Genomic DNA, 22,496 nt, shown 5'->3' on the forward strand with positions numbered 1-22,496 from the left:
AGAGCCTAGCGGGTACGGGCGTTGGCGAGCAAGGTCGTAGGCGATGCTAGACTGCACCGATTCTAGGGGAGGGTGGTGTGACTCAGAGTATCTTCTGGTACGACTTCGAGACCACGGGTATCGATCCGCGGCGGGATCGCCCGCTGCAGGTCGCCGGGGTGCGTACCGATCTGGATCTCAACGAGATCGGGGAGCCGCTCAATCTCTATTGTCGGCTGAGCGACGATATCCTGCCGCACCCTGCCGCCTGCCTGGTCACCGGCATCCTGCCGGATACCCTGCAGCGCCTGGGGCTGCGCGAGCGGGATTTCATGCAGCGCCTCCACGCCGAGCTCAGTCGACCCCAGACCTGTACGGTCGGCTACAACAATCTGCGCTTCGATGACGAAATGGTGCGGCACAGCCTGTACCGCAATTTTCACGATCCCTATGCGCGGGAGTGGCAGCAAGGCAACAGCCGCTGGGATGTGCTCGGGTTGATCAGGGCGCTCTATGCCTTTCGCCCGGAAAGCCTGAATTGGCCGCAGGAAAACGCTCGCGTGTCCCTGCGGCTGGATCGCCTGACCCTGGCCAATGGCATCGAGCATGGCCAAGCCCACGATGCCCTGGCGGATGTGCGGGCGACGCTCGCCTTGGCCCGCCTGGTCAAGCGAGCCCAACCGCGACTGTATGACTATCTTTGGACGCAGCGACAGAAGAAGGCGGCATTGGCGCGCATTCGCCTGCTCGAGCCCCTGCTGCACGTGTCCGGACGCTTCAGCGCCGAGCGCCACTTCCTCGCCCCCGTCTTGCCGCTGGCCTGGCATCCGGTCAATCGCAATGCACTGATCGTCTGCGATCTCGGCGCGGTGCCCGATCCGCTGTTCGACCTCGATGCCGATACCTTGCGCCAGCGCCTCTATACCCGCAGGGACGACCTGGCCGAGGGTGAATTGCCCGTCCCGCTCAAACTGGTGCAGATCAACAAGTGTCCGATCCTGGCGCCTTTCAGCGTATTGCGTCCCGCGGACTGCGAGCGACTGCAATTCGATCAAGCTGAGGTATGGGGCGCCGTCCGCCGGATACTCGAGCAGCGTGCGAACTGGCAACCCAAGGTGCAGGCGATCTATGCCGAGGCTTCAGCCTTTCAAGCGGAAAAGTTGGATGCCGAATTACGGCTCTATGACGGCTTTGTCGATGCCGAAGAGCGGCAACTCTGTGAACAAGTTCGGCTGTGCCCGGCGGAGGAACTTGCCGGGAGAACTTGGCCCTTCCGTGATGATCGGCATCCGGAGCTGTTCTTTCGCTACCGGGCCCGCAACTTCCCGGAATTGCTGACGGCGGAGGAGGGGAGTCGTTGGCGCGACTTCTGCCGCGAGCGATTATTGAGCGAAGAGCGTCAGGGGCAACTGACGTGTGGTCAATTCATGGCGCTGACCGAGGAGTTTCGCCGCGAAGTAGCCGTCGATGTCTTGCCTATCCTGGATGCCTGGTGCGCCCATGTTCAGGCATTGATTAGGCAATTGGACGAAAGTCCCGTCGCTGCGACCTAAGGTCGCGAAGATCTGCACTCTTGGCTTGTGCGATGGCCTGAAAGAAATACGGCCAGAATCGACCAGGGGAGTGCGGATATCGTCCAGGGCGCCTCATGTGCCTAGACAGGCTTGGATCCTGCTATACGGAAGTAGGGGGTGCGTTCCGATATAGACGGGGGAAACGGATCTCTTGAATCCGAGTGGATCCACGTTCGGGAAGGGCAGCCATTTTCGTACAGACGCAGGTGTGAGCTCCTGCGCCAGGCGCTCTAGTCAGGTGCTTGGCGCGGAGGCAAAAAAAACGCCGGCAAGCCGGCGTTCTTCGATCAATCCAGCAGCGTGGCCCAGGATTCCACTTCGTCCGAGCCCCACTTGGCCTTCCACTCTTTCAGCGTCTTGTGATTGCCGCCCTTGGTTTCAATCACTTCGCCGTTGTGCGGATTCTTGTATTGCTTAACTTTACGGGCGCGCTTGGGCGTCGCAGGCGTGCTGGCCTTGTTGGTGCGAGCCTGGCGAGCGGGTTTGGCTTCGGTGTCGAGGATGCCAATGATATCCCGCAGGGATTTTTGATATTCGCCCATCAACGAACGGAGTTTCTTTTCGAACTCCAGTTCCTTTTGCAGTTTGTCGTCTGCCTGCAGGGACTTCAGGCGCTCCTGCAGTTCCTTGATGGCTTCTTCGGTCTGGCGATATTCATTGATGAGCGACATGGTTGGCCTTTGTACGTGGTGGTGCAGAGATGAAAGTGCTCCAATCATAGGTTGGCTATTGGAATAAGTAAATGGGAGGGTTGCATGGCGCGCTGAATTAACGTCCCGGTGCATTGGTAATGCGTAGGCCACGCGGTTTTCACTGTAGTGACTATTTTATAGCGATTTAAATACGGAACTTTTCACGGGTTAATTGTGATTTTTTCGTCAAACGCAGGAGCTGGTGGTACGGCGTACTCCAGCCGTGCCGTGCTCGACGCTGCACGCGAGTACGCCTAGAATGCAGCCCCTTTTCGCTCGAGGTTTTCCTATGCAAACGTTTCGTCTGGTGATCGCCTGTCCGGACGGGGTGGGTATCGTTGCCAAGGTCAGCAACTTCCTGGCGACCTATAACGGCTGGATAACCGAAGCGAGCCATCATTCGGATACGGAAAGTGGCTGGTTCTTCATGCGCCATGAGATCCGCGCCGATTCCCTGCCCTTCGATCTGGCAGGCTTTCGCCAGGCCTTCGCGCCCATCGCCCGCGAGTTCTCCATGCAATGGCGGATCACCGATTCCGCCCAGCGCAAGCGCGTGGTGCTCATGGCGAGTCGCGAATCCCATTGTCTGGCGGATCTGCTGCACCGTTGGCACAGCGGTGAGCTCGATTGCGAGATTCCCTGCGTCATCTCCAACCATGACACCCTGCGCAGCATGGTGGAGTGGCATGGCATTCCCTTCTTCCATGTGCCGGTCGATCCCAGTGACAAGCAGCCGGCGTTCGATGAGGTCTCCCGCCTGATCGATTTGCATCAGGCCGATACGGTGGTCCTCGCGCGCTACATGCAGATCCTGCCGCCCGATCTCTGCGCGCGTTATGCCCACCAGGTGATCAACATCCACCACAGCTTCCTGCCGTCCTTCGTCGGCGCCAAGCCCTATCACCAGGCGGCGCAGCGGGGCGTGAAGCTGATCGGCGCCACCTGCCACTACGTGACCGAAGAGCTGGATGCCGGGCCGATCATCGAGCAGGACGTGGAGCGGGTCAGTCATCGCGACAACGTCGAGGACATGGTGCGTCTGGGCAAGGACGTGGAGAAGATGGTGCTGTCGCGGGGTCTGAGATACCACCTGCAAGAGCGGGTCATGGTCCATGGCAACAAGACCGTCATCTTCGACTGACAGCGAAGCCAACGCGGCTCCCGGTACGGCGGAGCCGCCGCCGCGCCTGGGCGAGGGGTGCCTGGCGCGCTACGACGTGGCAGCCCTGGACGAGGCGGCTGGCGCGGATTTCAGTGCCGCCGCCGCGCTGTGGCGACGGCTGCAGGTGGAGGCAGCGGGTGCCGAACCCGAAGAGGGCGCGGTAGAGGCGGGAGATGCCGGGTCGCCTCAGTCTTCCTGAGAATTTTCCGCCACGGTCTTGGCTTTGCGATCGGCGATCTTGCGCACTTCCGAGGCGAACACCTCGTCCTGCACGGTGGGTCTTTTCTTCCAGGGCTTGCGATCGGGCTTGGGCTGGGCTGCGTAGGTGACGATTTCGCCACCGTAGATATCTTGATAGCGCTGGGCCTGGCGTTCCAGTTCAGCGCGCAGTTGATCTTTGGTCACGGGTTCGATCTTGTTCGAGTGTCACGAGGGGCGAGCGGTCGACGAGACCGCGCGAAGTCCGGTGCGCAGGAGGCGCGGCTGCGGAGTCTAGCCGCCGCGAAGAACTTTGCCTACCGGGTTCAAGCCAGCACCCGCATCGACAGGTCGATGGCCTTGACGTCCTTGGTCAGGGTGCCGATGGAGATGTAGTCGACGCCGGTCTGGGCGATGCCCAGCAGGGTCTCCTGGTTGACGCCACCGGAAGCCTCCAGCTTGGCCTTGCCCGCTGTCAGGGCGACGGCCGTGCGCATGTCGGCCAGGCTCAGCTCGTCGAGCATGACGATGTCGGCACCGGCGGTCAGGGCCTGTTCCAGTTCGCCCAGGTTTTCCACCTCCACCTCTACCGGACGACCTGGCGCGAGTTGCCGTGCGGTCGCTACCGCCTGGGCGATGCCGCCACAGGCCGCGATATGGTTTTCCTTGATCAGGAAGGCGTCGAACAGGCCGATGCGATGGTTGTAGCAGCCGCCGCAGGTAACCGCGTACTTCTGCGCGCGGCGCAGGCCGGGCAAGGTCTTGCGGGTGTCCAGCAGCCGGACGGCGGTCTCCTGCACCAGATCCGCGTAATGTCGGCAGCGGGTGGCGGTGCCGGACAGCAGTTGGAGGAAGTTGAGCGCGCTGCGTTCGCCGGTGAGCAGGGCCCGGGCCGGCCCCTGGAGTTCGAACAACACCTGATCGGGGGCAACTCTTTCGCCGTCGCGTACCTGCCAGCTGACCTCGACCCGCGGATCCAGCACCCGGAAGACTTCGTCGACCCAGGCGGTACCCGCCACCACCGCGGCTTCGCGGGTGATGATGCGGGCCCGGGCGCTCTGTCCCTCGGGGATCAGGCCCGCCGTGAGGTCGCCACTGCCGATGTCTTCGCGCAGGGCGGCGGCGACGTTTTCGGTGATGACCTGGGCGAGGTCGGACAGGGTATCGCTGGACATGAATGGACTCCGATGAAGGGGGCGGCGAGACGCGGACGGCAACTTTATGGCAGGTTGACGATCCGAGATAGACAACGTTGAATTATTTGAAGGGCAGGCGCCGTACTACAGGTCCTCTGTGAACCCTGTCATGTACTGTGCAGATGCCGATTGGTCGATGCCTTAGCTGAGCAAATAATGGCAAATCGACAACGTTTCACCTCGCGGCCAGGGCGGCCAACGTTGTTCAATGCTCCTGTAGTGGAACGCGATTCAGCCGAACGCAAGAACGGTTGTGGGAGGCGGTGGTGCAGAACGACGTAAATGTGATTCATTTCAAGGCGCTCGGGGAGTCTTCTTCCCGATTGCCCGCGGTACTTTTGCCGGTACGAGATCGCGCCGCTCAGCGACTCAATGCTTCTTTGCAGCAGCTGTTCGACAATGCCGACGACGCACTGTTCGAGATGGCGGATCGGGCCGGCAGCAATCAGGAACAAAGCCTTTACTTCGAAGCCATGCGCGACCTGCGTCTGCGGCGCAAGAGTATCGAGCGCAGTTTTCTGCAGCAGTATTTCGAGCGTTTCGCGGCGCTGAATAACGTGGTCGGCAGCAAGCCGGAAATGCGCCTGGACAGCGTGTCCTACGAAGACCTCAGCCTGGTGCAGAACGATGCGCTGGAGGAGAGCGTCGCCGTGGATACCATGGTGGCCAAGGCGCTCAGCAACAACGCCATGGCCATCAGCCATCTCACCATCAGGTTCAATACCCAGCTGTCGAGCAAGGTCGACGATGCGACCCATCCACTGGGGCCGCGCCGGCTATGCGAGGCCTTCGTCGAGGCCTGCCGCGATCTCGATACCGACATCAAGGTCAAGCTGATCATCTACAAGCTGTTCGAGCGCTTCGTGCTCAACGGCCTGGGCCAGCTCTATGCGGAATCCAACCGGCAACTGGTGGATGCAGGGGTGCTGCCGCAACTCAAGGCCATTCCCCAGCAGGTACCGGGGCGCACGGCCAAGGGCTACAGCGGCCGTACCCCGGCCCATGTGAATGCCGAGGACGACGGTCAGGAACTCTTCGGAACCTTGCAGGGCTTGCTGGCGCAATTGCGTAACCCGGCCGCCGTTGGCGGCGTTGGTGCCGGCTCCGGCGGGGAGGCCGCATCCACCGGTGATAGCCAGGCGATCACCAGCTACGATCTCATGCGCCTGCTTTCCCACCTGCAGCAACAGATCTCCGGCCAGCCCCTGGACGGCTACGATCTGAAGCAACAACTGGGCATAGCGCTGGGACGCATCAGCGAGCGCTCGGGTCGACAGCGGGTAGTGGGGCAGGTCGATGAAGATGTCATCAATCTGGTGGCGATGCTCTTCGAGTTCATCCTCGACGACCTCACCCTGCCCGACTCGCTCAAGGCCTTGATCGCGCGGTTGCAGATTCCGATGCTCAAGGTAGCGGTGCTCGACAAGACCTTCTTCAGTCGCGGCAGCCATCCCGCTCGGCGCCTGCTGAACGAGATCGCCGCGGCCTCGTTGGGCTGGGGCGAGCAGAGCGATCTGCAACGCGATGGCCTCTACCAGAAGATCGAACAGATCGTGCAGCGTCTGCTGACCGATTTCGTTGATGATCCGGAGATTTTCGCCGAGTTGCTGGCCGACTTCATGGCCTATGTCGGCGACGAGCAGCGCCGCAGCGAGTTACTCGAGCAGCGCACGCGCGATGCCGAAGAAGGTAGGGCACGCGCCGAGATCGCCCGCCTGCAGGTCGAGCATGTGCTGAGCCAGCGCCTGCAAGGACATCAGTTGCCGGCTGCCGTGCAGCGGGTGCTGCGTGAAGCCTGGAGCCAGGTGCTGCTGCTGACGTGTCTCAAGCAAGGCTACGACTCGAGCGAATGGCGCGCCGCGCTCCAGACGATGGATGACCTGATCTGGAGTATCCAGCCGCACCATGACGTGGCGTCGCGCCAACGGCTGCTGGAGATGGTGCCCGGCTTGCTCAAGGCCTTGCGCGAGGGCTTGGCGAGCGCCGCCTTCGATCCGTTCTCCACCTCCGAATTCTTCACCGAGCTCGAATCGCTCCACGTACAGACCTTCCAGCAGGCCCGTGCCGAGTCGGTGGAGACGGCCGCTGTGGATGCCAAGCCGGCCCCGACCGCGCCGGTCATCGCCGATGAGCCTTTCGAGTTGCCGCGCGATGGTGATCGGATCGCCGGCCTGCAGCAGGATTCGCTGGAGTGGGTGGATGGCCTGTCCGTGGGCGCCTGGCTGGAGATCCTGGATCTCGAACAGAAGCTGCGCTGCAAGTTGGCGGCGGTCATCCGGCCCATGGGGCGGCTGGTGTTCGTCAATCGTACCGGTATGAAGGTGCTGGATCGTACCCGCGAGGAACTGGCGCTGGATTATCAGGAGGGTCGGGTACGACTGCTCGACGACGCCCTGCTGTTCGACCGGGCCATGACCTCGGTACTGGGCAGCCTGCGCAGCCAGTCGTCGTCCTGAGTCATTGCGTAATGAGAAAAGCCGTCCTGAGGGACGGCTTTTTGGTATCCGCGCGGCGGTGGATCAGTGCAGCTTCAGGCGCGGTTCGGTCTTGCGTCTGAGGTGATCGCCGGCGAACAGCGCCAGGGCCCGTAGCGGGCCGTAGAGGGCGACCTGGTGCATCCGGTAGAGCGAAACGTAGAAGGTCCGTGCCAGCCAGCCCTCCAGCGTCAGGCTGCCCAGGGCGCCGCCCATGAGGTTGCCGACGGCGCTGAAGCGCGACAGGGAGATCAGCGAGCCATAGTCCTTGTAGCGGTATTCCGGCAGCGGCTTGCCCTCCAGCTGTGCCTTGAAGGTCTTGACCAGCAGCGAGGCCTGTTGGTGCGCGGACTGGGCGCGCGGTGGCACGGTGCGGGTATCGCCCGGGGTGAGCGGGCAGGCGGCGCAATCGCCCAGGGCGAAGACGTTGGGATCGCGGGTGGTCTGCAGCGTCGAGTGCACGACCAGTTGATTGATGCGATTGGTTTCGAGACCCGCCAGATCCTTGAGGAAGGCCGGGGCCCGGATACCCGCCGCCCAGACCTTGAGGCTGGCCGGGACGAATTCGCTAGCCGTCTGCAAGCCGTCGGCGCGGACTTCCTTGACCGCCGAACCAGTCAGCACGCGTACGCCGAGCTTCTCCAGGGTGCGATGGGCCTGGCCGGCGATGCGCTCGGGCAGGGCGGGCAGGATGCGCGGGCCGGCTTCGACCACGGTGATGCGCAGGTCTTCGGGACGGATGCGATCGAGACCGTAGGCTTGCAGCTCCTCGGCGGCGTTGCGCAGTTCGGCAGCCAGCTCCACGCCGGTGGCGCCCGCGCCGACGATGGCGACCTCGATGAATTCACCCGGTTGCTCGCTGACATGGGCGCGCAGGTAGTGGGTCAGCAACTTGCGGTGGAAGCGCTCGGCCTGGGCGCGGGTGTCGAGGAAGATGCAATTTTCCGCGGCGCCGGGAGTGCCGAAGTCGTTGGTGGTGCTGCCGATGGCCAGCACCAGGGAGTCGTAGCCGATCTCCCGCTCGGGCACCAGCACGGCGCCGTCGTCTTCGATGGCGGCCAACTGGACCTTGCGGCGCTCGCGATCCAGGCCGGTCATGCGACCGAGTTGGAAGTCGAAGTGATTCCACTTGGCCTGGGCGACGTAGCTCAGTTCGTCCTCGGTGGAGTTGAGCGAGCCGGCGGCGACCTCGTGCAGCAGGGGTTTCCAGATATGGGTCGCGTTGGCGTCGATCAGCACGATCTTGGCCTGGCCGCGCTTGCCCAGCTTACGGCCCAGGCGGGTGGCCAGTTCCAGGCCGCCGGCGCCGCCGCCGACGATAACGATGCGATGGGTCATGGAGAGTACTCATAGAGAGGGAAAGCGGTGGCCGAGCCGGGCGCGTCGCCGCAAGCGGGCGCAGTCCCGGATCGGACGGAATCTGGAGGCGTCGATGCGAGCGAAAAGCTCGGCGTCTAAGCTGGAAGATGGGCGAAAAGCAGCGGTTTTCAAGGGAAACGGCATACATCCGCCTGGGCAAAGACGTCTGTGACGACGGGAGGTAGCCTAGTTTAACCGGCCTGGCGCGGGCATTCGACCCTCGGGAAATTGAGGTCAATCCAGCACCTGCACCGCATCGCCCAGGCGGATGATGCCGCTCTCCAGCACCCGCGCGGTGAGGCCGCCGTGGCCGCGCATGGCCTGGAAGGTGCCGACGCCCAGGCGTTCTTCCAGTCGCGCGCAGGGTTGGCACCAGCCGGTGGTTTCCAATACCGCTTGGCCGATACGGAAGCGCCGATTCTTCAGGCTGAACAGGTTGATCCCGGCGATGGCCAGGTTGCGCCTGAGATCGGCCGGCGCGATGGCTTTGCCGATCAGGGCGGCGACTACCGGCAGGTGTTCCCACTGGATGAGGGTGACCTGGCGTTGGTTGCGCGCGGTGGGGCGGGCATGGTCGCCGGTGAGACCGGCGTCGCGGCGGGCTTCCACCGCCTCGATCTCGACCATGGGCGCGCGGGAAGCCGGCCGCACGCCGATCCAGCGTACCGCCCCGGCCTGGGGAACCTCGGCCAGCAATTCTTTGAGTGGGATCATGCCGCTCCTCGCTGCGATGGTGGTGCCTGCCAGAAGGGTAGGGCAGGATAGCGGCCTCGATAGGTCGCTCAAGAGAGGATGCCATGCGCGCAAGAGGCTTGGCGTTGTTGCTGTCGTGTCTGGTACTGCCGTTGACTGCTTTCGCTCTGGAACCGGGGGAGCGCATCGCGCCTTTCACGCTGCTTGACCAGCGCGACCGGCCCTATACCTTCGATGACCGCCTGCAGGTCCTGCTCGTTGCCCGCAGTATGAGCGGCTCCGGCCTGGTGAAAGAAGCCATGCGCGACCAGCCCGCGGATTTCATCGATGGTACTCGGGTGGCCTATATCGCCGATATCAGCAGCATGCCGGCGGCCATCACCCGGATGTTCGCCGTGCCGGCCATGCGCAAGTATGGCTATCCCGTGCTGCTGGATCGCCAATCGCGCGTCGTGCCGCGTTTCCCCGGGGATGCGAACAAGGTGCTCTGGGTGATGCTCGACCATGGCCGCTTCGTCGGCCAGCGTGAATTCGGCGATGCCAATGCCCTGCGTGACGCGCTCAAGGCCAAGGCGCGCTGATGGAAGGCGTCTTCGTCGAGGGGTGGTACCGCGAGGCGCGGCTGTGTCCTTCGCCCAACCACAACGAACGTCCGGCCGGCACCGAGGTGTCCCTGCTGGTCATCCACAACATCAGCCTGCCGCCCGGGCAGTTCGGTACCGGTTGCGTCCAAGCCTTCTTCCAGAATCGCCTGGATCATTCGGCCCATCCCTTCTTCGCGGAAATCGCCGAGCTCAAGGTGGCCGCCCACTTTCTCATCGAGCGCGATGGGGCGGTGACCCAGTTCGTCTCCTGCGAGCGACGGGCCTGGCATGCCGGGGTGTCCTGCTTCGCGGGGCGCGAGAACTGTAACGACTTCTCGCTGGGCATCGAGCTGGAGGGGACGGACGACCTGGCCTACACCGAGGCCCAGTACCGCGCCCTGGGCCGCCTGACGCGAGCGCTGCAGCAGGCCTATCCGGCGATCACCGCTGAGCGCATCCAGGGGCACAGCGATATCGCGCCGGGACGCAAGACCGATCCCGGTCCGGCCTTCGATTGGGCGCGCCTGCACGCCGAGTTGCAAGGCTAGATCAGACGGTCGGGGTCCCAGCCGAACACCGCGCAGGCATTGAGTGTGGTGGTCGCCGCCAGGGTCTCGGCCGAGATCTGCCACAGCGGGGCGAGGGCCGCGCAGATGGCCGGCAGATGGGTCGGGCTGTTGCGCACGTCGGGGTGCATCGCCGGCGGCATGTCCGGCGCGTCCGTCTCCAGGACGATGGCGTCCAGCGGCAACTGGGGGAGTACGCGCTGCAGGCGCTTGGCCTGGGGCCAGGTGGGTGCGCCGCCGAGGCCGATCTTGAAGCCCAGGCGCAGGTATTCCCGCGCTTCCTCGTAGCTGCCGGAAAAGGCGTGGGCGATGCCGGCGCGGGGTGGCTTGAGGCGCTTGAGGATCTTCACCACCTCGGCATGGGCGCGCCGCACGTGCAGCAGTACCGGTAGCTCCAGCTCCATGGCCAGGCGTACCTGCTGCTCGAAGAACCAGGCCTGGCGTGGCTTGTCCGGTGCTTCGATGTAGTAGTCCAGACCGATTTCACCGATGGCACACAGCCGGTCATCCTCTCGATGCTGTAGGCAGAAGGCGCGCAGGGCGGCCACGTCGTCTTCCTGGTGGCGGTGCAGGTACAGCGGGTGCAGGCCTGGCGCTGCATACAAGCCGGGATGTTCCCCGGCCACCCGCCAGAGCTGCGGCCACTGCTGGCGCTCCACGCCGATCAACACCTGGCGGACGACGCCCAGACGCGCGCACTCTGTCAGCAGCGCCGGCCGCTCGGCGTCGAAGCCCGGATAGTCCAGGTGGTTGTGGGTATCGATCAGCAGGCTCATGGCAGGCGGCGTTTGAGGACCCTCGGTATGGCTCGGACACCCGGCAGGTACTGATCGTTTTCCAGGGCGTCCAGCATCAACTCCAGGGCGCGCTCGGTGATGATCTCATGCTGCTGGGAGATGGCGTTGACCTTGAACGGCAGGTAGTCCAGCAGCTGGGTATCGCCGAAGGTGGCCAGGCGCAGGTCTTCGCCCTCGGCGAGCGGGTGATCGCGCAGGACGTCCAGCACGCCCTGCAGCAAGACGTAGGAGGTGGTCAGCAATGCCTCGGGCCAATGACCGAGTTCGTCGATCATCGCCTGTGCCTGGGCGCGACCGCCGTCGCGGCTGTAATGGGGGGCGTGACGCTCCCAATGACGCGCGGGATGGTCGGCGAGGGCGGCGGCGAAGCCGGCGGCGCGTTCGCGGCTGATGACCAGGTCGGGGCGGGCGCCGATCAGGGCGATGCTGTGGGTGTCGGGGGTGAGCAGGGTGGCCGCCAGCTGCCGGCCGGCGGCGTGGTCGTCGCTGACCACCGAGCAGAATTGCGTCGGATCCAGTTGGCGGTCGATGGCGATGATCGGGATGTTGTGTTCCTGCAGTTGCCGATAGGGCGCGTCGTCCTCGGCCAGGCTGCTGGCGGTGAACAGGCCGTCGCAACGCCGGGCGCGGAACAGCGCGATGAGCTGGCGTTCGCTGTCCGGGTTATCGTCCGTGCAGGCGATCAGCAACTGGTAGCCCCGCGCGCGTGCCCGCCGTTCGAGCTGTTTGGCCAGGCGGGCATAGCTGGGATTTTCCAGATCGGGCAGCAGGAAACCCAGGGTATGGGTGGCTCCGCGACGCAGGCCGGCGGCGCGCTGGTCGGGCTGGTAGCCGTGGGCTTCGACCACGGCCATGACCCGCGCCACGGTGGCCGCGCTGATACGTCGCTGCTCGGCCTTGCCGTTGATGACGTAGCTGGCAGTGGTGAGGGATACGCCAGCCAGTTGAGCGATGTCGCTGAGTTTCACGCCTATACCTCGTCGGACCTGAAGGTGCTCGCGCTGTACGGCGCGAGCGGGACGGTCTTTATTGTGTGTTGTGCTTCAAGGATCGACGATTATCGAGTAACGTTCCAGTTACATTGGGTGAAACGTTTCAGCTTTCTGTTGTCCGAGGGCTGTCACGCTACACCCAGTGCCCTGCGCCGCTGCTTCTGGCGTGTCCGCAGGGCTAAGCGAGCCGGCAAGCATCTATTACAAGAAAGGCACGGCGCCAGGATCGGGCGCGCGGCGCCGGAGGTATCCTTCCATGTTCGAACTCAATGCCCAGCATATTCGTATGGCCCAGCAGGCGCCCGACAAGGCGACCGCCCTAGCCATGCTCGCTGAGTCCCTGGTCGCCGATGGCCTGGTCGCTCCGGGCTATCTCGACGGGCTCAAGGCCCGCGAGGCCCAGGGCTCCACCTATCTCGGCCAGGGGATCGCCATTCCCCACGGTACGCCCCAGACCCGTGACCAGGTATTCGTCACCGGCGTACGGATGATGCAGTTCCCCGATGGGGTGGACTGGGGCGACGGCCAACTGACCTACCTGGCCATCGCCATCGCCGCCAAATCCGACGAGCACCTGCGCATCCTGCAGTTGCTGACCCGCGCCCTCGGCGAGAGCGAGCTGCAACAAGCTCTGCGCGAGGCCCGTGAACCCCAGCAGATCCTCGATCTGCTGCAGGGGGCGCCCCAGGCCCTGGCCCTGGACGAAGAGCTGGTGCAGCTGGCCATCGACGCCGAGGACCTGGAAGACCTGGCCTGGCAAGGCGCGCGCATGCTCAAGCACATGGAATGCGTGGATGCCGGTTTCGCCGCCGCCCTGCAGGCCAGCCAACCGCTGCCCCTGGGCGACGGCCTCTGGTGGCTGAACAGCGAGACTGCGGTGAAGCGCCCGGGTCTGGCTTTCGTCACCCCGCTGCAACCGCTGCACCATCAGGACCAGCCGGTACGCGGCCTGTTCTGTCTGGCCAGCCTGGGCGAAGGCCATCGCGCTCTGCTCGAACGCCTCTGCGATCTGCTCGTCGCCGGTCGTGGCCAGGAGCTGGCCCAGGCCACCTCGCGCCGTGCCGTGCTCGAAGCCCTGGGCGGCGAAGTCGCTCCCGACTGGCCCAGTGCCCAGGTGGTCCTGGCCAATGCCCACGGCCTGCATGCCCGTCCGGCCAAGGAGCTGGCGCGGCTGGCCAAGGCCTATGACGGCGAGATCCGTGTGCGGGTCGACGGCGGCGCTCCGGTCTCGGCCAAGAGTCTGTCGCGCCTGCTGGCCTTGGGCGCCCGGCGTGGCCAGACCCTGGAATTCCTGGTCGAACCCGGCACGCCGGCCGAGGCGGCCCTGAACGATCTGATCGGCGCGGTGCAGGCCGGACTCGGCGAAGACGTCGAGCCGGTCACTGCCAGCGCCCCGGCCCCGACCGGTGCCGCCCGGGTCACCGCCATCAGCCTGGTGGACCCGTCCGAACAACTGCCGCTGGCACCGGGCGATCGCGCCCAGGCCGTGGCCGCGGCTCCCGGTCTGGCGGTCGGCCCGGCTCATGTGGTGGCGCCCCAACACTTCGACTATCCCGCCACTGGCGAAGGCGCCGCCGCCGAGCGGCAGCGCCTGGACCTGGCCCTGGCCACGGTGCGCGCCGATATCGAGGCGCTCATTGCCCGCAGTGAGTCCAGCGCCTTGCGCGAGATCTTCCAGACCCACTTGGAGATGCTCGACGATCCCGATATGCAGCAGGGCATCGCTAACCGGCTCAAGGCCAATGCCAGCGCCGCTGCGGCCTGGGATACCCAGATCGAAGAGGCGGCCAGCCAGCAGGAGGCCCTGCACGACAAGTTGCTCGCCGAGCGCGCCGCCGATCTGCGCGACGTCGGCCGCCGGGTGCTGGCCCAACTCTGTGGCGTGGAAGAGGTCCGCGAACCCGAAGAACCCTATGTGCTGGTAATGGATGAGGTCGGCCCTGGCGATGTGGCCCGGCTCGACCGCGAGCGCGTTTGCGGCATCCTCACCGCCCGTGGCGGCGCCAGTTCCCACAGTGCCATCGTCGCCCGCGCCCTGGGCATCCCGGCCATCGTCGGCGCGGGCCGGCGGGTGCTGGAGCTGGCGCCGCGCAGCGTGCTCTTGCTGGATGGCGACAAGGGCACCCTGGAGATCGCCCCAGATGCCAGCCGGATCGACGCCGTGCAGCGCGAGCGCGAAGTTCAGGCCGAGCGCCGTCGCGCCGCCGAGGCCCGCCGCTTCGAGAGCGCCACCACCCGCGACGGCCATCAGGTCGAGATCGCGGTGAACCTGGGCGACACCGCCCAGGCCGCCGCCGCGGTGGAGCAGGGCGCCGAAGCCGTCGGCCTGCTGCGCACCGAACTGGTGTTCATGAGCCATGACGCCGCCCCCGACGAAGCCGCCCAGGAGCAGGAATACCGCCGGGCCCTCGATGGCCTCGCCGGCAAGCCGCTGGTGGTGCGTACCCTGGACGTCGGCGGCGACAAGCCGCTGCCCTATCTGCCGCTGCCGCCGGAAGAGAATCCCTTCCTCGGCATCCGCGGCATACGCCTCACCCTGCGCCGGCCCGAACTGCTGGAAACCCAACTGCGCGCCCTGCTCAAGGCCGCCGATGGCCGCCCGCTGCGGATCATGTTCCCCATGATCGGTCGCGTCGAGGAGTGGCGTCAGGCGCGTGACATCCTCGACCGTCTGCGCCAGGAGATCGCGACCACCGATCTGCAGGTCGGCATCATGATCGAGGTGCCCTCGGCCGCCCTGCTGGCGCCGGTGCTGGCGCCGGAAGTGGACTTCTTCAGCGTCGGCACCAACGACCTCACCCAGTACACCCTGGCCATCGACCGCGGCCATCCGCTGCTGTCCGGCGAGGCCGACGGCCTGCATCCCAGCGTGCTGCGCCTGATCGACATGACGGTGCGCGCCGCCCATGCCCATGGCAAGTGGGTCGGCGTCTGCGGCGAGCTGGCTGCCGATCCGCTGGCGGTACCGCTGCTGGTCGGCCTGGGCGTGGACGAGTTGTCGGTCTCGGCGCGTAGCGTGCCGCTGGTCAAGGCGCGGGTACGCGAGCTGGAGCTGCGTCTGGTGCAGTCCTGCGCCGCGCGGGCGCTGGAGCTGGCCACCGCCGCTGAAGTCCGGCAGAGCGTGGAGGCGCTGCGATGAGTCGCATCCTCACCCTGACCCTAAATCCGGCGCTGGATCTCACCGTCCAGCTGCCCGAACTCAAGCCCGGCGCGGTGAATCGCAGCGAGGCGGTGATCGTGCATGCCGCCGGCAAGGGCCTCAACGTCGCCCAGGTGCTGGCCGATCTCGGCCACGAGCTGACCGTGAGCGGTTTCCTCGGCGCCGACAACGCCAGTGCCTTCGAGGCGCTGTTCGCCCGGCGCGGCTTCACCGACACCTTCGTTCGGGTGCCGGGGGAGACGCGCAGCAACCTCAAGCTGGCCGAGGCCGATGGCCGTATCACCGACATCAACGGGCCCGGCCCCGAGGTCTCCGCCGCCGCCCAGCAGGAATTGCTGGCGACCCTCGACCGCATTGCCGCGGGGCACGACGCCGTGGTGGTGGCCGGTAGCCTGCCGCGGGGGGTGACGCCCGAATGGCTGGCGGCGCTGATCGGCCGGCTCAAATCGCTGGGCCTGCCGGTGGCGCTGGACACCAGTGGCGCCGCCCTGCGCGCCGCCCTCGCTGCCGGTCCCTGGCTGATCAAACCCAATACCGAGGAGCTGGCCGAGGCCTGCAACGCCCCCGCCGAGACCGCCACCGAGCAGGCGCTGCTGGTCGAGCAACTGCGCGCCCTGGGCATCGCGCACCTGGTGATCTCCCAGGGCGCCGAGGGCGTGCGCTGGTACGGTCACCAGACCCTGGAGGCGCAGCCGCCCAAGGTCACCGTGGCCAGCACCGTCGGCGCCGGCGATTCCTTGCTGGCCGGCATGCTGCATGGCCTGCTCACTGGCCAGACGCCGGAGCGCACCCTGACCACGGCCACCGCCATCGCCGCCCTGGCGGTCACCCAGATCGGTTTCGGCATCAATGATCCGGCGCAACTCGCCACCTTCGAAGACCAGGTGCGGGTGCGCGTCCTTCCCGACTTTCCGCTAGAACAAGAATCAGGGGTAAACCCATGAATATCGCCATTGTCACGACCTGCCCGACCGGCATGGTCACCAGCGTGCTCAGCGCGCGCCTGCTGGATGCCGCCGCCCAGCGCCGCGGCTGGACCACCAGCGTCGAGATCCACGACGGCCCCGAGGCCACCCTGCTGACCGACGACCAACTGGCCCGTGCCGAACTGGTGGTGGTGGTGCACACCGGCGCGGTCGATCTGTCGCGCTTCGTCGGCAAGCGGGTCTACCGCGCCGCACCGGCGGAAGCCCTGCGCGATGTCGACGCCTTCCTGCAACGCGCCGCCAGCGAGGCCAAGGTGCTGGAGCAGGCACCCGCCACCAGCGGCGCCGCGTCGAGTGCACCCGCCAGTGCCAGCGAGACGCCGCGGCTGGTCGCCATCACCGCCTGTCCGACCGGGGTCGCCCACACCTTCATGGCCGCCGAAGCCTTGCAGAACGCTGCCAAGAAGCTCGGCTATCGCCTGCACCTGGAGACCCAGGGCTCGGTGGGTGCGCGCAATCCCTTGCCGGCCGACGCCATTCGCGAGGCCGACGTGGTGCTCTTGGCCACCGACATCGAGGTCAATGTCGAGCGCTTCGCCGGTAAGCGCGTCTATCGCTGCGGCACCGGCGTCGCCCTCAAGCAACCCGAGGCGACGATCAAGAAGGCCCTGGCCGAAGGCGAGACCCTGGCCGGCAGCGCCACCCCCGCCGCGGGCGAGGGCGCCAAACCGGCCAAGAAGGAGAGCTCGGGTGTCTACAAGCACCTGCTCACCGGGGTGTCCTACATGCTGCCGATGGTGGTGGCAGGCGGCCTGCTGATCGCGCTGTCCTTCGTCTTCGGCATCGAGGCCTTCAAGGAACAGGGCACTCTGGCCGCGGCGCTGATGCAGATTGGCGGTGACTCGGCCTTCAAACTGATGGTCCCGGTATTGGCCGGCTACATCGCCTATTCCATCGCCGACCGTCCGGGCCTGGCGCCCGGCATGATCGGCGGCTGGCTGGCGGCCAGCCTGGGCAGCGGTTTCATCGGCGGCATCATCGCCGGTTTCCTGGCCGGCTACGTGGCCAAGGCCATCGCCCAGCACGTCAAGTTGCCGGCCAGCATCGAGGCGCTCAAGCCGATCCTGATCATCCCCCTGTTCGCCAGCCTGATCGTCGGCCTGGTGATGATCTACCTGGTCGGTACCCCGGTAGCCGGTGCGCTCAACCACCTCACCAATTTCCTCAACAACCTGGGCACCAGCAACGCCGTGCTGCTCGGCCTGATCCTCGGCGCCATGATGTGCATCGACTTCGGCGGCCCGATCAACAAGGCCGCCTATGCCTTCACCGTCGGCCTGCTGGCGTCCAAGGTCTACGGCCCCATGGCCGCCACCATGGCCGCCGGCATGGTGCCGCCCATCGGCATGGGCATCGCCACCCTGCTGGCGCGGCACAAGTTCGCCCAGAGCGAGCGTGAAGCGGGCAAGGCGGCCTCGGTACTGGGCCTGTGCTTCATCTCCGAAGGGGCGATTCCCTTCGCCGCCAAGGACCCGCTGCGGGTGATCCCGGCCAGCGTCATCGGCGGCGCCCTGACCGGCGCCCTGGTGATGCTGTTCGACTGCAAGCTGATGGCGCCCCACGGCGGTCTCTTCGTGCTGCTGATTCCCAATGCCATCACTCATGCCTGGCTGTACCTGGTGGCTATCGCCGCCGGCAGTCTGGTCACTGGCGTGATCTACGCCGTGCTCAAGCGCAGCGAGACGGCCGTCGAGCTGGCTCCTGCGACCTGATCCCGCCAGCAGCAACTTTGCGGTAACAACCGGTTACACTGGGAGGCTCTAGCCTCCCGGTGTAGCCGTATCCATGTCCGATCCCGTCTCGCCTGATCCCGTCTTTCCCGATACCGATCCCGAAGTCGCGGCGCGCCGTCGCTTGCACCTGCAACGGCACCGGCGCCGTCGCCGCCTGCGTGAGTGGCGCCAGCGCATCGCCTTCTGGGTCGGGGCCGTCCTGGTGGGCCTGGCCGGCCTCGCCTTCGCCTGGCTGTCCGATCACTCCTTCGGGCTGTTCCAGCAACTACTGCAGCACAGCGCCTTCTGGCCCTGGCTGGTCACACCGCTGGGCTTCGCCTTGCTGGCCTGGCTGACCCAGGGGGTGCTACGCGAGGCCCGCGGCAGTGGCATTCCCCAGGTCATCGCCAGCATCCAGCGCGAGGAGCCGGATCTGCGCGCGCGCTTACTGGGAGCTCCCGTGGCCCTGGGCAAGATGTTGCTCACCGCGGGGGCTCTGCTGGTAGGCGGCTCGATAGGTCGTGAAGGGCCCACGGTGCATGTCGGGGCTGCGCTGCTCTACGGCTTCGGCAAGCGCCTTGGCCTGCACGGTCGGCGTACGCTGTCCGGACTGATTCTCGCCGGTGGCGCCGCCGGCATAGCCGCGGCCTTCAACACGCCCCTGGGTGGGGTGGTCTTCGCCATCGAGGAACTCACCCATATGTTCGAGCAGCGCTTCAGCGGCCTGGTGCTGACTGCGGTGCTGCTCGGCGGCATCGTCACCCTGGGGATCATGGGACCCTACAGCTACCTCGGGGACCTGAACCTGGGTCTGACCTGGGGGATCGGCTGGTTGGCGGTCCCCGTCGCCGGATTGCTCGGTGGCTTGCTCGGCGGTTTCTATGGCCGTCTGATCCTGCCCACCGAAAAGGGTTGGCTGGGGCGCATGAACGCCCTGCGCCGGCGCCGCCCGGTGGCCTTCGCCGCTGGTTGTGGTCTGGCCCTGGCGGCCTTGGGGCTGTGCTCGGGGCAGCACGTCTTCGGCACCGGCTATGCCGAGACCCATGCCATCCTGTCCGGCGAGCCGGTCACCGGCGAGGGTTTCCTGCTGTGGAAATTCCTCGCCAACGTCGTCTCCTACCTGGCGGGCATCCCGGGTGGCCTGTTCTCGCCGGCCCTGGCCGTGGGCGCCGCCCTAGGGCCCTGGATGGCTGACTGGCTGCCGGGCGTCAGTCTGGCGCAATGCGCGCTGCTGGGGCTGGCCGCCTACCTGGCCGGGGTCACCCGCACGCCGCTGACCGCTACCGTCATCACCCTGGAAATGGTCGGCAGCCCGGACATGACGCTGCCGGTGCTGGCGGTCTGCCTGCTGTCCTCCGCCGTATCCGGCTGGCTGATGCCGGTGCCGCTGTACCACGCGTTGTCGAAGCAGGTGCTGGATGCCCTGACACCCAAGCGTAATTGAAAGGTGTTCAGCAACACAGCGCTCCCAGCCCGTGCGAGGTACTGCTTATCAGCAATGCTCATCTGAACGGAACGGCGAAAACCGGGTATTAGCCTGCTAGCGGCGGACCTTCCGCCGCCTTGCTGTCCGAAAAAGCTTGGACGTCTCTGCCGTTTCGCCTAAAAAGTAAGAAAAGCGGCACGCACCGCATTATCCGCGGCCACTTCGCGATCTGATTCCTAAGCGCTTGCAGAGGTCAATCCTGATGACGAGACCCCGCTTCATCTCGCCCAACGAAGTTTCCGCCCTGCGCACCAACATCCTCTCCAAGCTCACCTACGCCGTCGGCAAGGACCCGGACAACGCCCTCGATCACGACTGGTTCCAGGCCACCGCCCTGGCCGCGCGCGACTACATCGTCGACCGCTGGATGAGTCGTACTCGCGAGGCCTATCGCACCGGGCAGAAGCGGGTCTACTACCTCTCCCTGGAATTCCTCATCGGCCGCTTGCTGATCGACAGCCTGTCCAACCTGGGCATCCTTGAAGAGACCCGTCGCGCGCTGGCCGATCTCGGCGTGGACCTCGAACGTATCCGCGGGCTGGAGCCGGACGCCGCCCTGGGCAACGGTGGTCTCGGCCGTCTGGCCGCCTGCTTCATGGAGAGCATGGCCACGCTGGGCATCGCCAGCCATGGCTACGGCATCCGCTACGAGCACGGCCTGTTTCGTCAGGTGATCGCCGACGGCTTCCAGCTGGAGCAACCGGAAAACTGGCTGGACTTCGGCAACCCCTGGGAATTCGAGCGCGCCGAGGTGGTGTACGAGATCGGCTTCGGCGGCAGCGTCGCGCCCTATGGCGAAGGCGATCCGCGGCGGCAGATCTGGCATCCCGGCGAGCGCATCCGCGCGGTGGCCTACGATACCCCGGTGATCGGCTGGGGCGGGGAGGGCGCCAACACCCTGAGACTCTGGCGTGCCCGCCCGCTGGAAATCCTCCACCTGGAGACCTTCAACGCCGGCGACCACGTCGGCGCCGTGGCCAACGAGGCCCGCGCCGAAAGCATCTCGCGGGTGCTCTATCCGGCCGACAGCAGCGAAGCCGGCCAGGAACTGCGCCTGCGCCAGGAATACTTCTTCGTCGCCGCTTCCCTGGCCGACCTGACCCGGCGCCACCTCAAGCAGCACAACGACCTGCTCAGCCTGCCCGAGCACGTCGCCATCCAGCTCAACGACACCCACCCGGCCATCGCCGTGGCCGAGCTGATGCGGCTGCTGGTGGACGTCCACGGCATTCCCTGGGACGCCGCCTGGAGCACCACCGTCGGCACCCTCAGCTACACCAACCACACCCTCTTGCCGGAAGCGCTGGAGACCTGGCCGGTGCAGCTGATGGAACGTCTGCTGCCGCGGCACATGCAGATCATCTACCTGATCAACGCCCAGTTCCTCGACTCCCTGCGTGCCCGCGGCGAGACCGACGGCGGCATGATCTCCTACGTCTCCCTGATCGACGAAAGCCAGGGCCGCCGCGTGCGTATGGGCAACCTGGCCTTTCTTGGCTCCCACAGCATCAATGGCGTCTCCGGCCTGCACACCGACCTGATGCGCAAGACGGTCTTCCGCTCGTTGCACCGCCTCTATCCGGACCGGATCAACAACAAGACCAACGGCATCACCTTCCGCCGCTGGCTGCACCAGGCCAACCCGGCACTCACCGATCTGCTGGTGGACACCCTCGGCCAGGGCGTGCTGGACGATCCCGAGAAGACCCTGCCGGAGCTCAAGCCCTACGCCAACGACAGCAATTTCCGCGAGCGTTTCGCCCTGCAACGCCAGCGCAACAAGGACACCTTTACCGCCCTGGTCAAGCAGCGGATGGAGATCACGCTCGATCCCAGCGCCCTGTTCGACGTCCAGATCAAGCGCATCCACGAGTACAAGCGGCAGCTGATGAACCTGCTGCAGACCATCGCGCTGTACCAGGCGATTCGCGACAACCCCAACGGTGACTGGACCCCAAGGGTCAAGATCTTCGCCGGCAAGGCCGCGGCCAGCTACCACCAGGCCAAACTGATCATCAAGCTGGCCAACGACGTGGCCAAGGTGGTCAACAACGATCCGCTCACCCGCGACCTGCTCAAGGTGGTCTTTCTGCCCAACTACAACGTCAGCCTGGCCGAGGTCATGATCCCGGCGGCGGACCTGTCCGAGCAGATCTCCACCGCCGGCATGGAGGCCTCGGGCACCAGCAATATGAAGTTCGGCCTCAATGGCGCTCTCACCATCGGCACCCTGGATGGCGCCAACGTGGAAATGTGCGAATTGATCGGCGCCGAGCACATGTTCATCTTCGGCCTGAAGGCCGCCGAGGTGGAGGAGCGCCAGCGCAGCGGCGGTATTTCCTCGGACATCATCGAGAATTCGCCACGCCTCTCCCAGGTCCTGGCGGGCCTGCGTGGCGGGCAGTTCTCACCCGAGGATCCGGCGCGCTACAACAGCCTGCTGGACGTCTTGACCTGGCACGACCGCTTCCTGGTCTGCGCCGACTTCGACGCCTACTGGGACGCCCAGCGCCAGGTCGAGACCCGCTGGCAGCAGCCGGACAAGTGGTGGCAATCGGCGGTGATCAACACCGCCAGCATGGGTTGGTTCTCCTCGGACCGCACCATCCGCGAATACGCCACGGAGATCTGGAAGGCGTTGTAATCGAGCACGTTTCGCTACCATGGCGGCGATAGACCGTAGGTTGGGTTGAGACGGTTCCATCGTCGAAGCCCAACATTGCCAGCCCCGAGGTGATGTTGGGCTTCGCTGCGCTCAACCCAACCTTGTATCTCTCCTGGGTAATGAGATTAGCTACCTCATTACCCGGAGCCGGCTGAGCACCTACCCAACCTGAGCACTCGATGCTGTTTCGTAGAATGTGCCTGCCGGCTCCCTTTCTCCAC

At 65.7% G+C, this 22,496-nt stretch carries 18 protein-coding genes; 11 read left to right on the top strand and 7 right to left on the bottom strand.

The genetic code is table 11. The features are described 5' to 3' along the window. Window positions 1–77 precede the first annotated feature (77 nt). The gene (gene sbcB / locus FAZ11_RS21995; protein WP_058773701.1) at window positions 78–1,532 is read left to right on the top strand and encodes an exodeoxyribonuclease I; all 1,455 of its coding nucleotides are present in this window, start codon (window positions 78–80) and stop codon (window positions 1,530–1,532) included. Between the two features lie 308 nt (window positions 1,533–1,840). On the opposite strand, the gene mvaT is transcribed toward sbcB, so the two are convergent. Next, window positions 1,841–2,224: a histone-like nucleoid-structuring protein MvaT gene (gene mvaT, locus FAZ11_RS22000; RefSeq protein ID WP_058763592.1), complete on the bottom strand. Its 384-nt coding sequence runs from the start codon at window positions 2,222–2,224 to the stop codon at window positions 1,841–1,843. Window positions 2,225–2,534: 310 nt separating this feature from the next. On the opposite strand from mvaT, the gene purU reads away from it, so the two are divergent. Together purU and FAZ11_RS22010 are read left to right on the top strand one after the other, a co-directional pair. Next, window positions 2,535–3,386, top strand: a complete 852-nt coding sequence (gene purU, locus FAZ11_RS22005) for a formyltetrahydrofolate deformylase (RefSeq protein ID WP_058763590.1) — start codon at window positions 2,535–2,537, stop codon at window positions 3,384–3,386. Beyond that, on the top strand, window positions 3,358–3,606 hold the full coding sequence (locus tag FAZ11_RS22010) for a hypothetical protein (RefSeq protein ID WP_081320050.1): 249 nt from the start codon (window positions 3,358–3,360) through the stop codon (window positions 3,604–3,606). The genes purU and FAZ11_RS22010 overlap by 29 nt, the downstream gene beginning before the upstream one ends. Here FAZ11_RS22010 and FAZ11_RS22015 read toward each other — a convergent pair. Both FAZ11_RS22015 and nadC read right to left on the bottom strand, forming a co-directional pair. Then, window positions 3,594–3,812, bottom strand: coding sequence for a hypothetical protein (locus FAZ11_RS22015; protein WP_058766354.1), 219 nt, complete (start codon window positions 3,810–3,812; stop codon window positions 3,594–3,596). The genes FAZ11_RS22010 and FAZ11_RS22015 overlap by 13 nt on opposite strands. A gap of 119 nt (window positions 3,813–3,931) precedes the next feature. Then, entirely contained in the window at window positions 3,932–4,780 is an 849-nt protein-coding gene (nadC, locus tag FAZ11_RS22020) for a carboxylating nicotinate-nucleotide diphosphorylase (protein WP_058763586.1), read from the bottom strand. 287 nt (window positions 4,781–5,067) lie between these two features. Here nadC and FAZ11_RS22025 point away from each other — a divergent pair, with 287 nt between their 5' ends. Then, window positions 5,068–7,257, top strand: a complete 2,190-nt coding sequence (locus FAZ11_RS22025; RefSeq protein WP_058773711.1) for a DUF1631 domain-containing protein — start codon at window positions 5,068–5,070, stop codon at window positions 7,255–7,257. A gap of 63 nt (window positions 7,258–7,320) precedes the next feature. Here the strand turns inward: FAZ11_RS22025 and FAZ11_RS22030 are convergent, their stop codons facing one another. Both FAZ11_RS22030 and FAZ11_RS22035 read right to left on the bottom strand, forming a co-directional pair. Next, on the bottom strand, window positions 7,321–8,613 hold the full coding sequence (locus FAZ11_RS22030; protein ID WP_058773702.1) for an NAD(P)/FAD-dependent oxidoreductase: 1,293 nt from the start codon (window positions 8,611–8,613) through the stop codon (window positions 7,321–7,323). Window positions 8,614–8,868: 255 nt separating this feature from the next. Next, complete coding sequence (locus FAZ11_RS22035) at window positions 8,869–9,348, bottom strand: MOSC domain-containing protein (protein ID WP_058773703.1); 480 nt, start codon at window positions 9,346–9,348, stop codon at window positions 8,869–8,871. A gap of 83 nt (window positions 9,349–9,431) precedes the next feature. Between FAZ11_RS22035 and FAZ11_RS22040 the strand changes: the two genes are divergently transcribed. Together FAZ11_RS22040 and ampD are read left to right on the top strand one after the other, a co-directional pair. After that, window positions 9,432–9,908, top strand: coding sequence for an FAD/FMN-containing dehydrogenase (locus FAZ11_RS22040; protein ID WP_193557185.1), 477 nt, complete (start codon window positions 9,432–9,434; stop codon window positions 9,906–9,908). Beyond that, the gene (ampD, locus tag FAZ11_RS22045; RefSeq protein WP_058763579.1) at window positions 9,908–10,459 is read left to right on the top strand and encodes a 1,6-anhydro-N-acetylmuramyl-L-alanine amidase AmpD; all 552 of its coding nucleotides are present in this window, start codon (window positions 9,908–9,910) and stop codon (window positions 10,457–10,459) included. Before FAZ11_RS22040 ends, ampD begins: the two co-directional genes overlap by 1 nt. Here the strand turns inward: ampD and FAZ11_RS22050 are convergent. Both FAZ11_RS22050 and cra read right to left on the bottom strand, forming a co-directional pair. After that, window positions 10,456–11,253, bottom strand: coding sequence for a TatD family hydrolase (locus tag FAZ11_RS22050; RefSeq protein ID WP_058773704.1), 798 nt, complete (start codon window positions 11,251–11,253; stop codon window positions 10,456–10,458). The two genes, ampD and FAZ11_RS22050, sit on opposite strands and share 4 nt — an antisense overlap. Continuing rightward, window positions 11,250–12,242 (bottom strand): catabolite repressor/activator, encoded by a 993-nt coding sequence (cra, locus tag FAZ11_RS22055; RefSeq protein ID WP_058766350.1) that lies wholly within the window; start codon window positions 12,240–12,242, stop codon window positions 11,250–11,252. The genes FAZ11_RS22050 and cra overlap by 4 nt, the downstream gene beginning before the upstream one ends. Window positions 12,243–12,522: 280 nt before the next feature. Here cra and ptsP point away from each other — a divergent pair, with 280 nt between their 5' ends. The 5 genes from ptsP to FAZ11_RS22080 all read left to right on the top strand — a co-directional run bounded on the left by ptsP (window position 12,523) and on the right by FAZ11_RS22080 (window position 22,254). Further along, window positions 12,523–15,405 (top strand): phosphoenolpyruvate--protein phosphotransferase, encoded by a 2,883-nt coding sequence (ptsP, locus tag FAZ11_RS22060; RefSeq protein WP_058773705.1) that lies wholly within the window; start codon window positions 12,523–12,525, stop codon window positions 15,403–15,405. Further along, window positions 15,402–16,370, top strand: coding sequence for a 1-phosphofructokinase (gene pfkB, locus FAZ11_RS22065; RefSeq protein WP_058773706.1), 969 nt, complete (start codon window positions 15,402–15,404; stop codon window positions 16,368–16,370). The genes ptsP and pfkB overlap by 4 nt, the downstream gene beginning before the upstream one ends. Further along, complete coding sequence (locus FAZ11_RS22070) at window positions 16,367–18,124, top strand: PTS fructose-like transporter subunit IIB (protein ID WP_058763569.1); 1,758 nt, start codon at window positions 16,367–16,369, stop codon at window positions 18,122–18,124. The genes pfkB and FAZ11_RS22070 overlap by 4 nt, the downstream gene beginning before the upstream one ends. 73 nt (window positions 18,125–18,197) lie before the next feature. After that, entirely contained in the window at window positions 18,198–19,568 is a 1,371-nt protein-coding gene (locus FAZ11_RS22075; protein ID WP_058773707.1) for a chloride channel protein, read from the top strand. A gap of 244 nt (window positions 19,569–19,812) precedes the next feature. Then, window positions 19,813–22,254 carry a glycogen/starch/alpha-glucan phosphorylase gene (locus tag FAZ11_RS22080; RefSeq protein WP_058773708.1) on the top strand — a complete coding sequence of 814 codons (2,442 nt, stop codon included), beginning with the start codon at window positions 19,813–19,815 and terminating at the stop codon, window positions 22,252–22,254. Window positions 22,255–22,496 lie beyond the last annotated feature (242 nt).

It is taken from the genome of Pseudomonas rhizoryzae, assembly GCF_005250615.1.
Classification (GTDB): Bacteria; Pseudomonadota; Gammaproteobacteria; order Pseudomonadales; family Pseudomonadaceae; genus Chryseomonas; species Chryseomonas rhizoryzae.

Coding starts and splice junctions, on each gene's coding strand:
- mvaT (WP_058763592.1), bottom strand. CDS start 2,224: ATGTCGCTCATCAATGAATATCGCCAGACCGAAGAAGCCATCAAGGAA.
- purU (WP_058763590.1), top strand. CDS start 2,535: ATGCAAACGTTTCGTCTGGTGATCGCCTGTCCGGACGGGGTGGGTATC.
- FAZ11_RS22010 (WP_081320050.1), top strand. CDS start 3,358: ATGGCAACAAGACCGTCATCTTCGACTGACAGCGAAGCCAACGCGGCT.
- nadC (WP_058763586.1), bottom strand. CDS start 4,780: ATGTCCAGCGATACCCTGTCCGACCTCGCCCAGGTCATCACCGAAAAC.
- FAZ11_RS22030 (WP_058773702.1), bottom strand. CDS start 8,613: ATGACCCATCGCATCGTTATCGTCGGCGGCGGCGCCGGCGGCCTGGAA.
- FAZ11_RS22035 (WP_058773703.1), bottom strand. CDS start 9,348: ATGATCCCACTCAAAGAATTGCTGGCCGAGGTTCCCCAGGCCGGGGCG.
- FAZ11_RS22040 (WP_193557185.1), top strand. CDS start 9,432: ATGCGCGCAAGAGGCTTGGCGTTGTTGCTGTCGTGTCTGGTACTGCCG.
- ampD (WP_058763579.1), top strand. CDS start 9,908: ATGGAAGGCGTCTTCGTCGAGGGGTGGTACCGCGAGGCGCGGCTGTGT.
- FAZ11_RS22050 (WP_058773704.1), bottom strand. CDS start 11,253: ATGAGCCTGCTGATCGATACCCACAACCACCTGGACTATCCGGGCTTC.
- ptsP (WP_058773705.1), top strand. CDS start 12,523: ATGTTCGAACTCAATGCCCAGCATATTCGTATGGCCCAGCAGGCGCCC.
- pfkB (WP_058773706.1), top strand. CDS start 15,402: ATGAGTCGCATCCTCACCCTGACCCTAAATCCGGCGCTGGATCTCACC.
- FAZ11_RS22070 (WP_058763569.1), top strand. CDS start 16,367: ATGAATATCGCCATTGTCACGACCTGCCCGACCGGCATGGTCACCAGC.
- FAZ11_RS22075 (WP_058773707.1), top strand. CDS start 18,198: ATGTCCGATCCCGTCTCGCCTGATCCCGTCTTTCCCGATACCGATCCC.
- FAZ11_RS22080 (WP_058773708.1), top strand. CDS start 19,813: ATGACGAGACCCCGCTTCATCTCGCCCAACGAAGTTTCCGCCCTGCGC.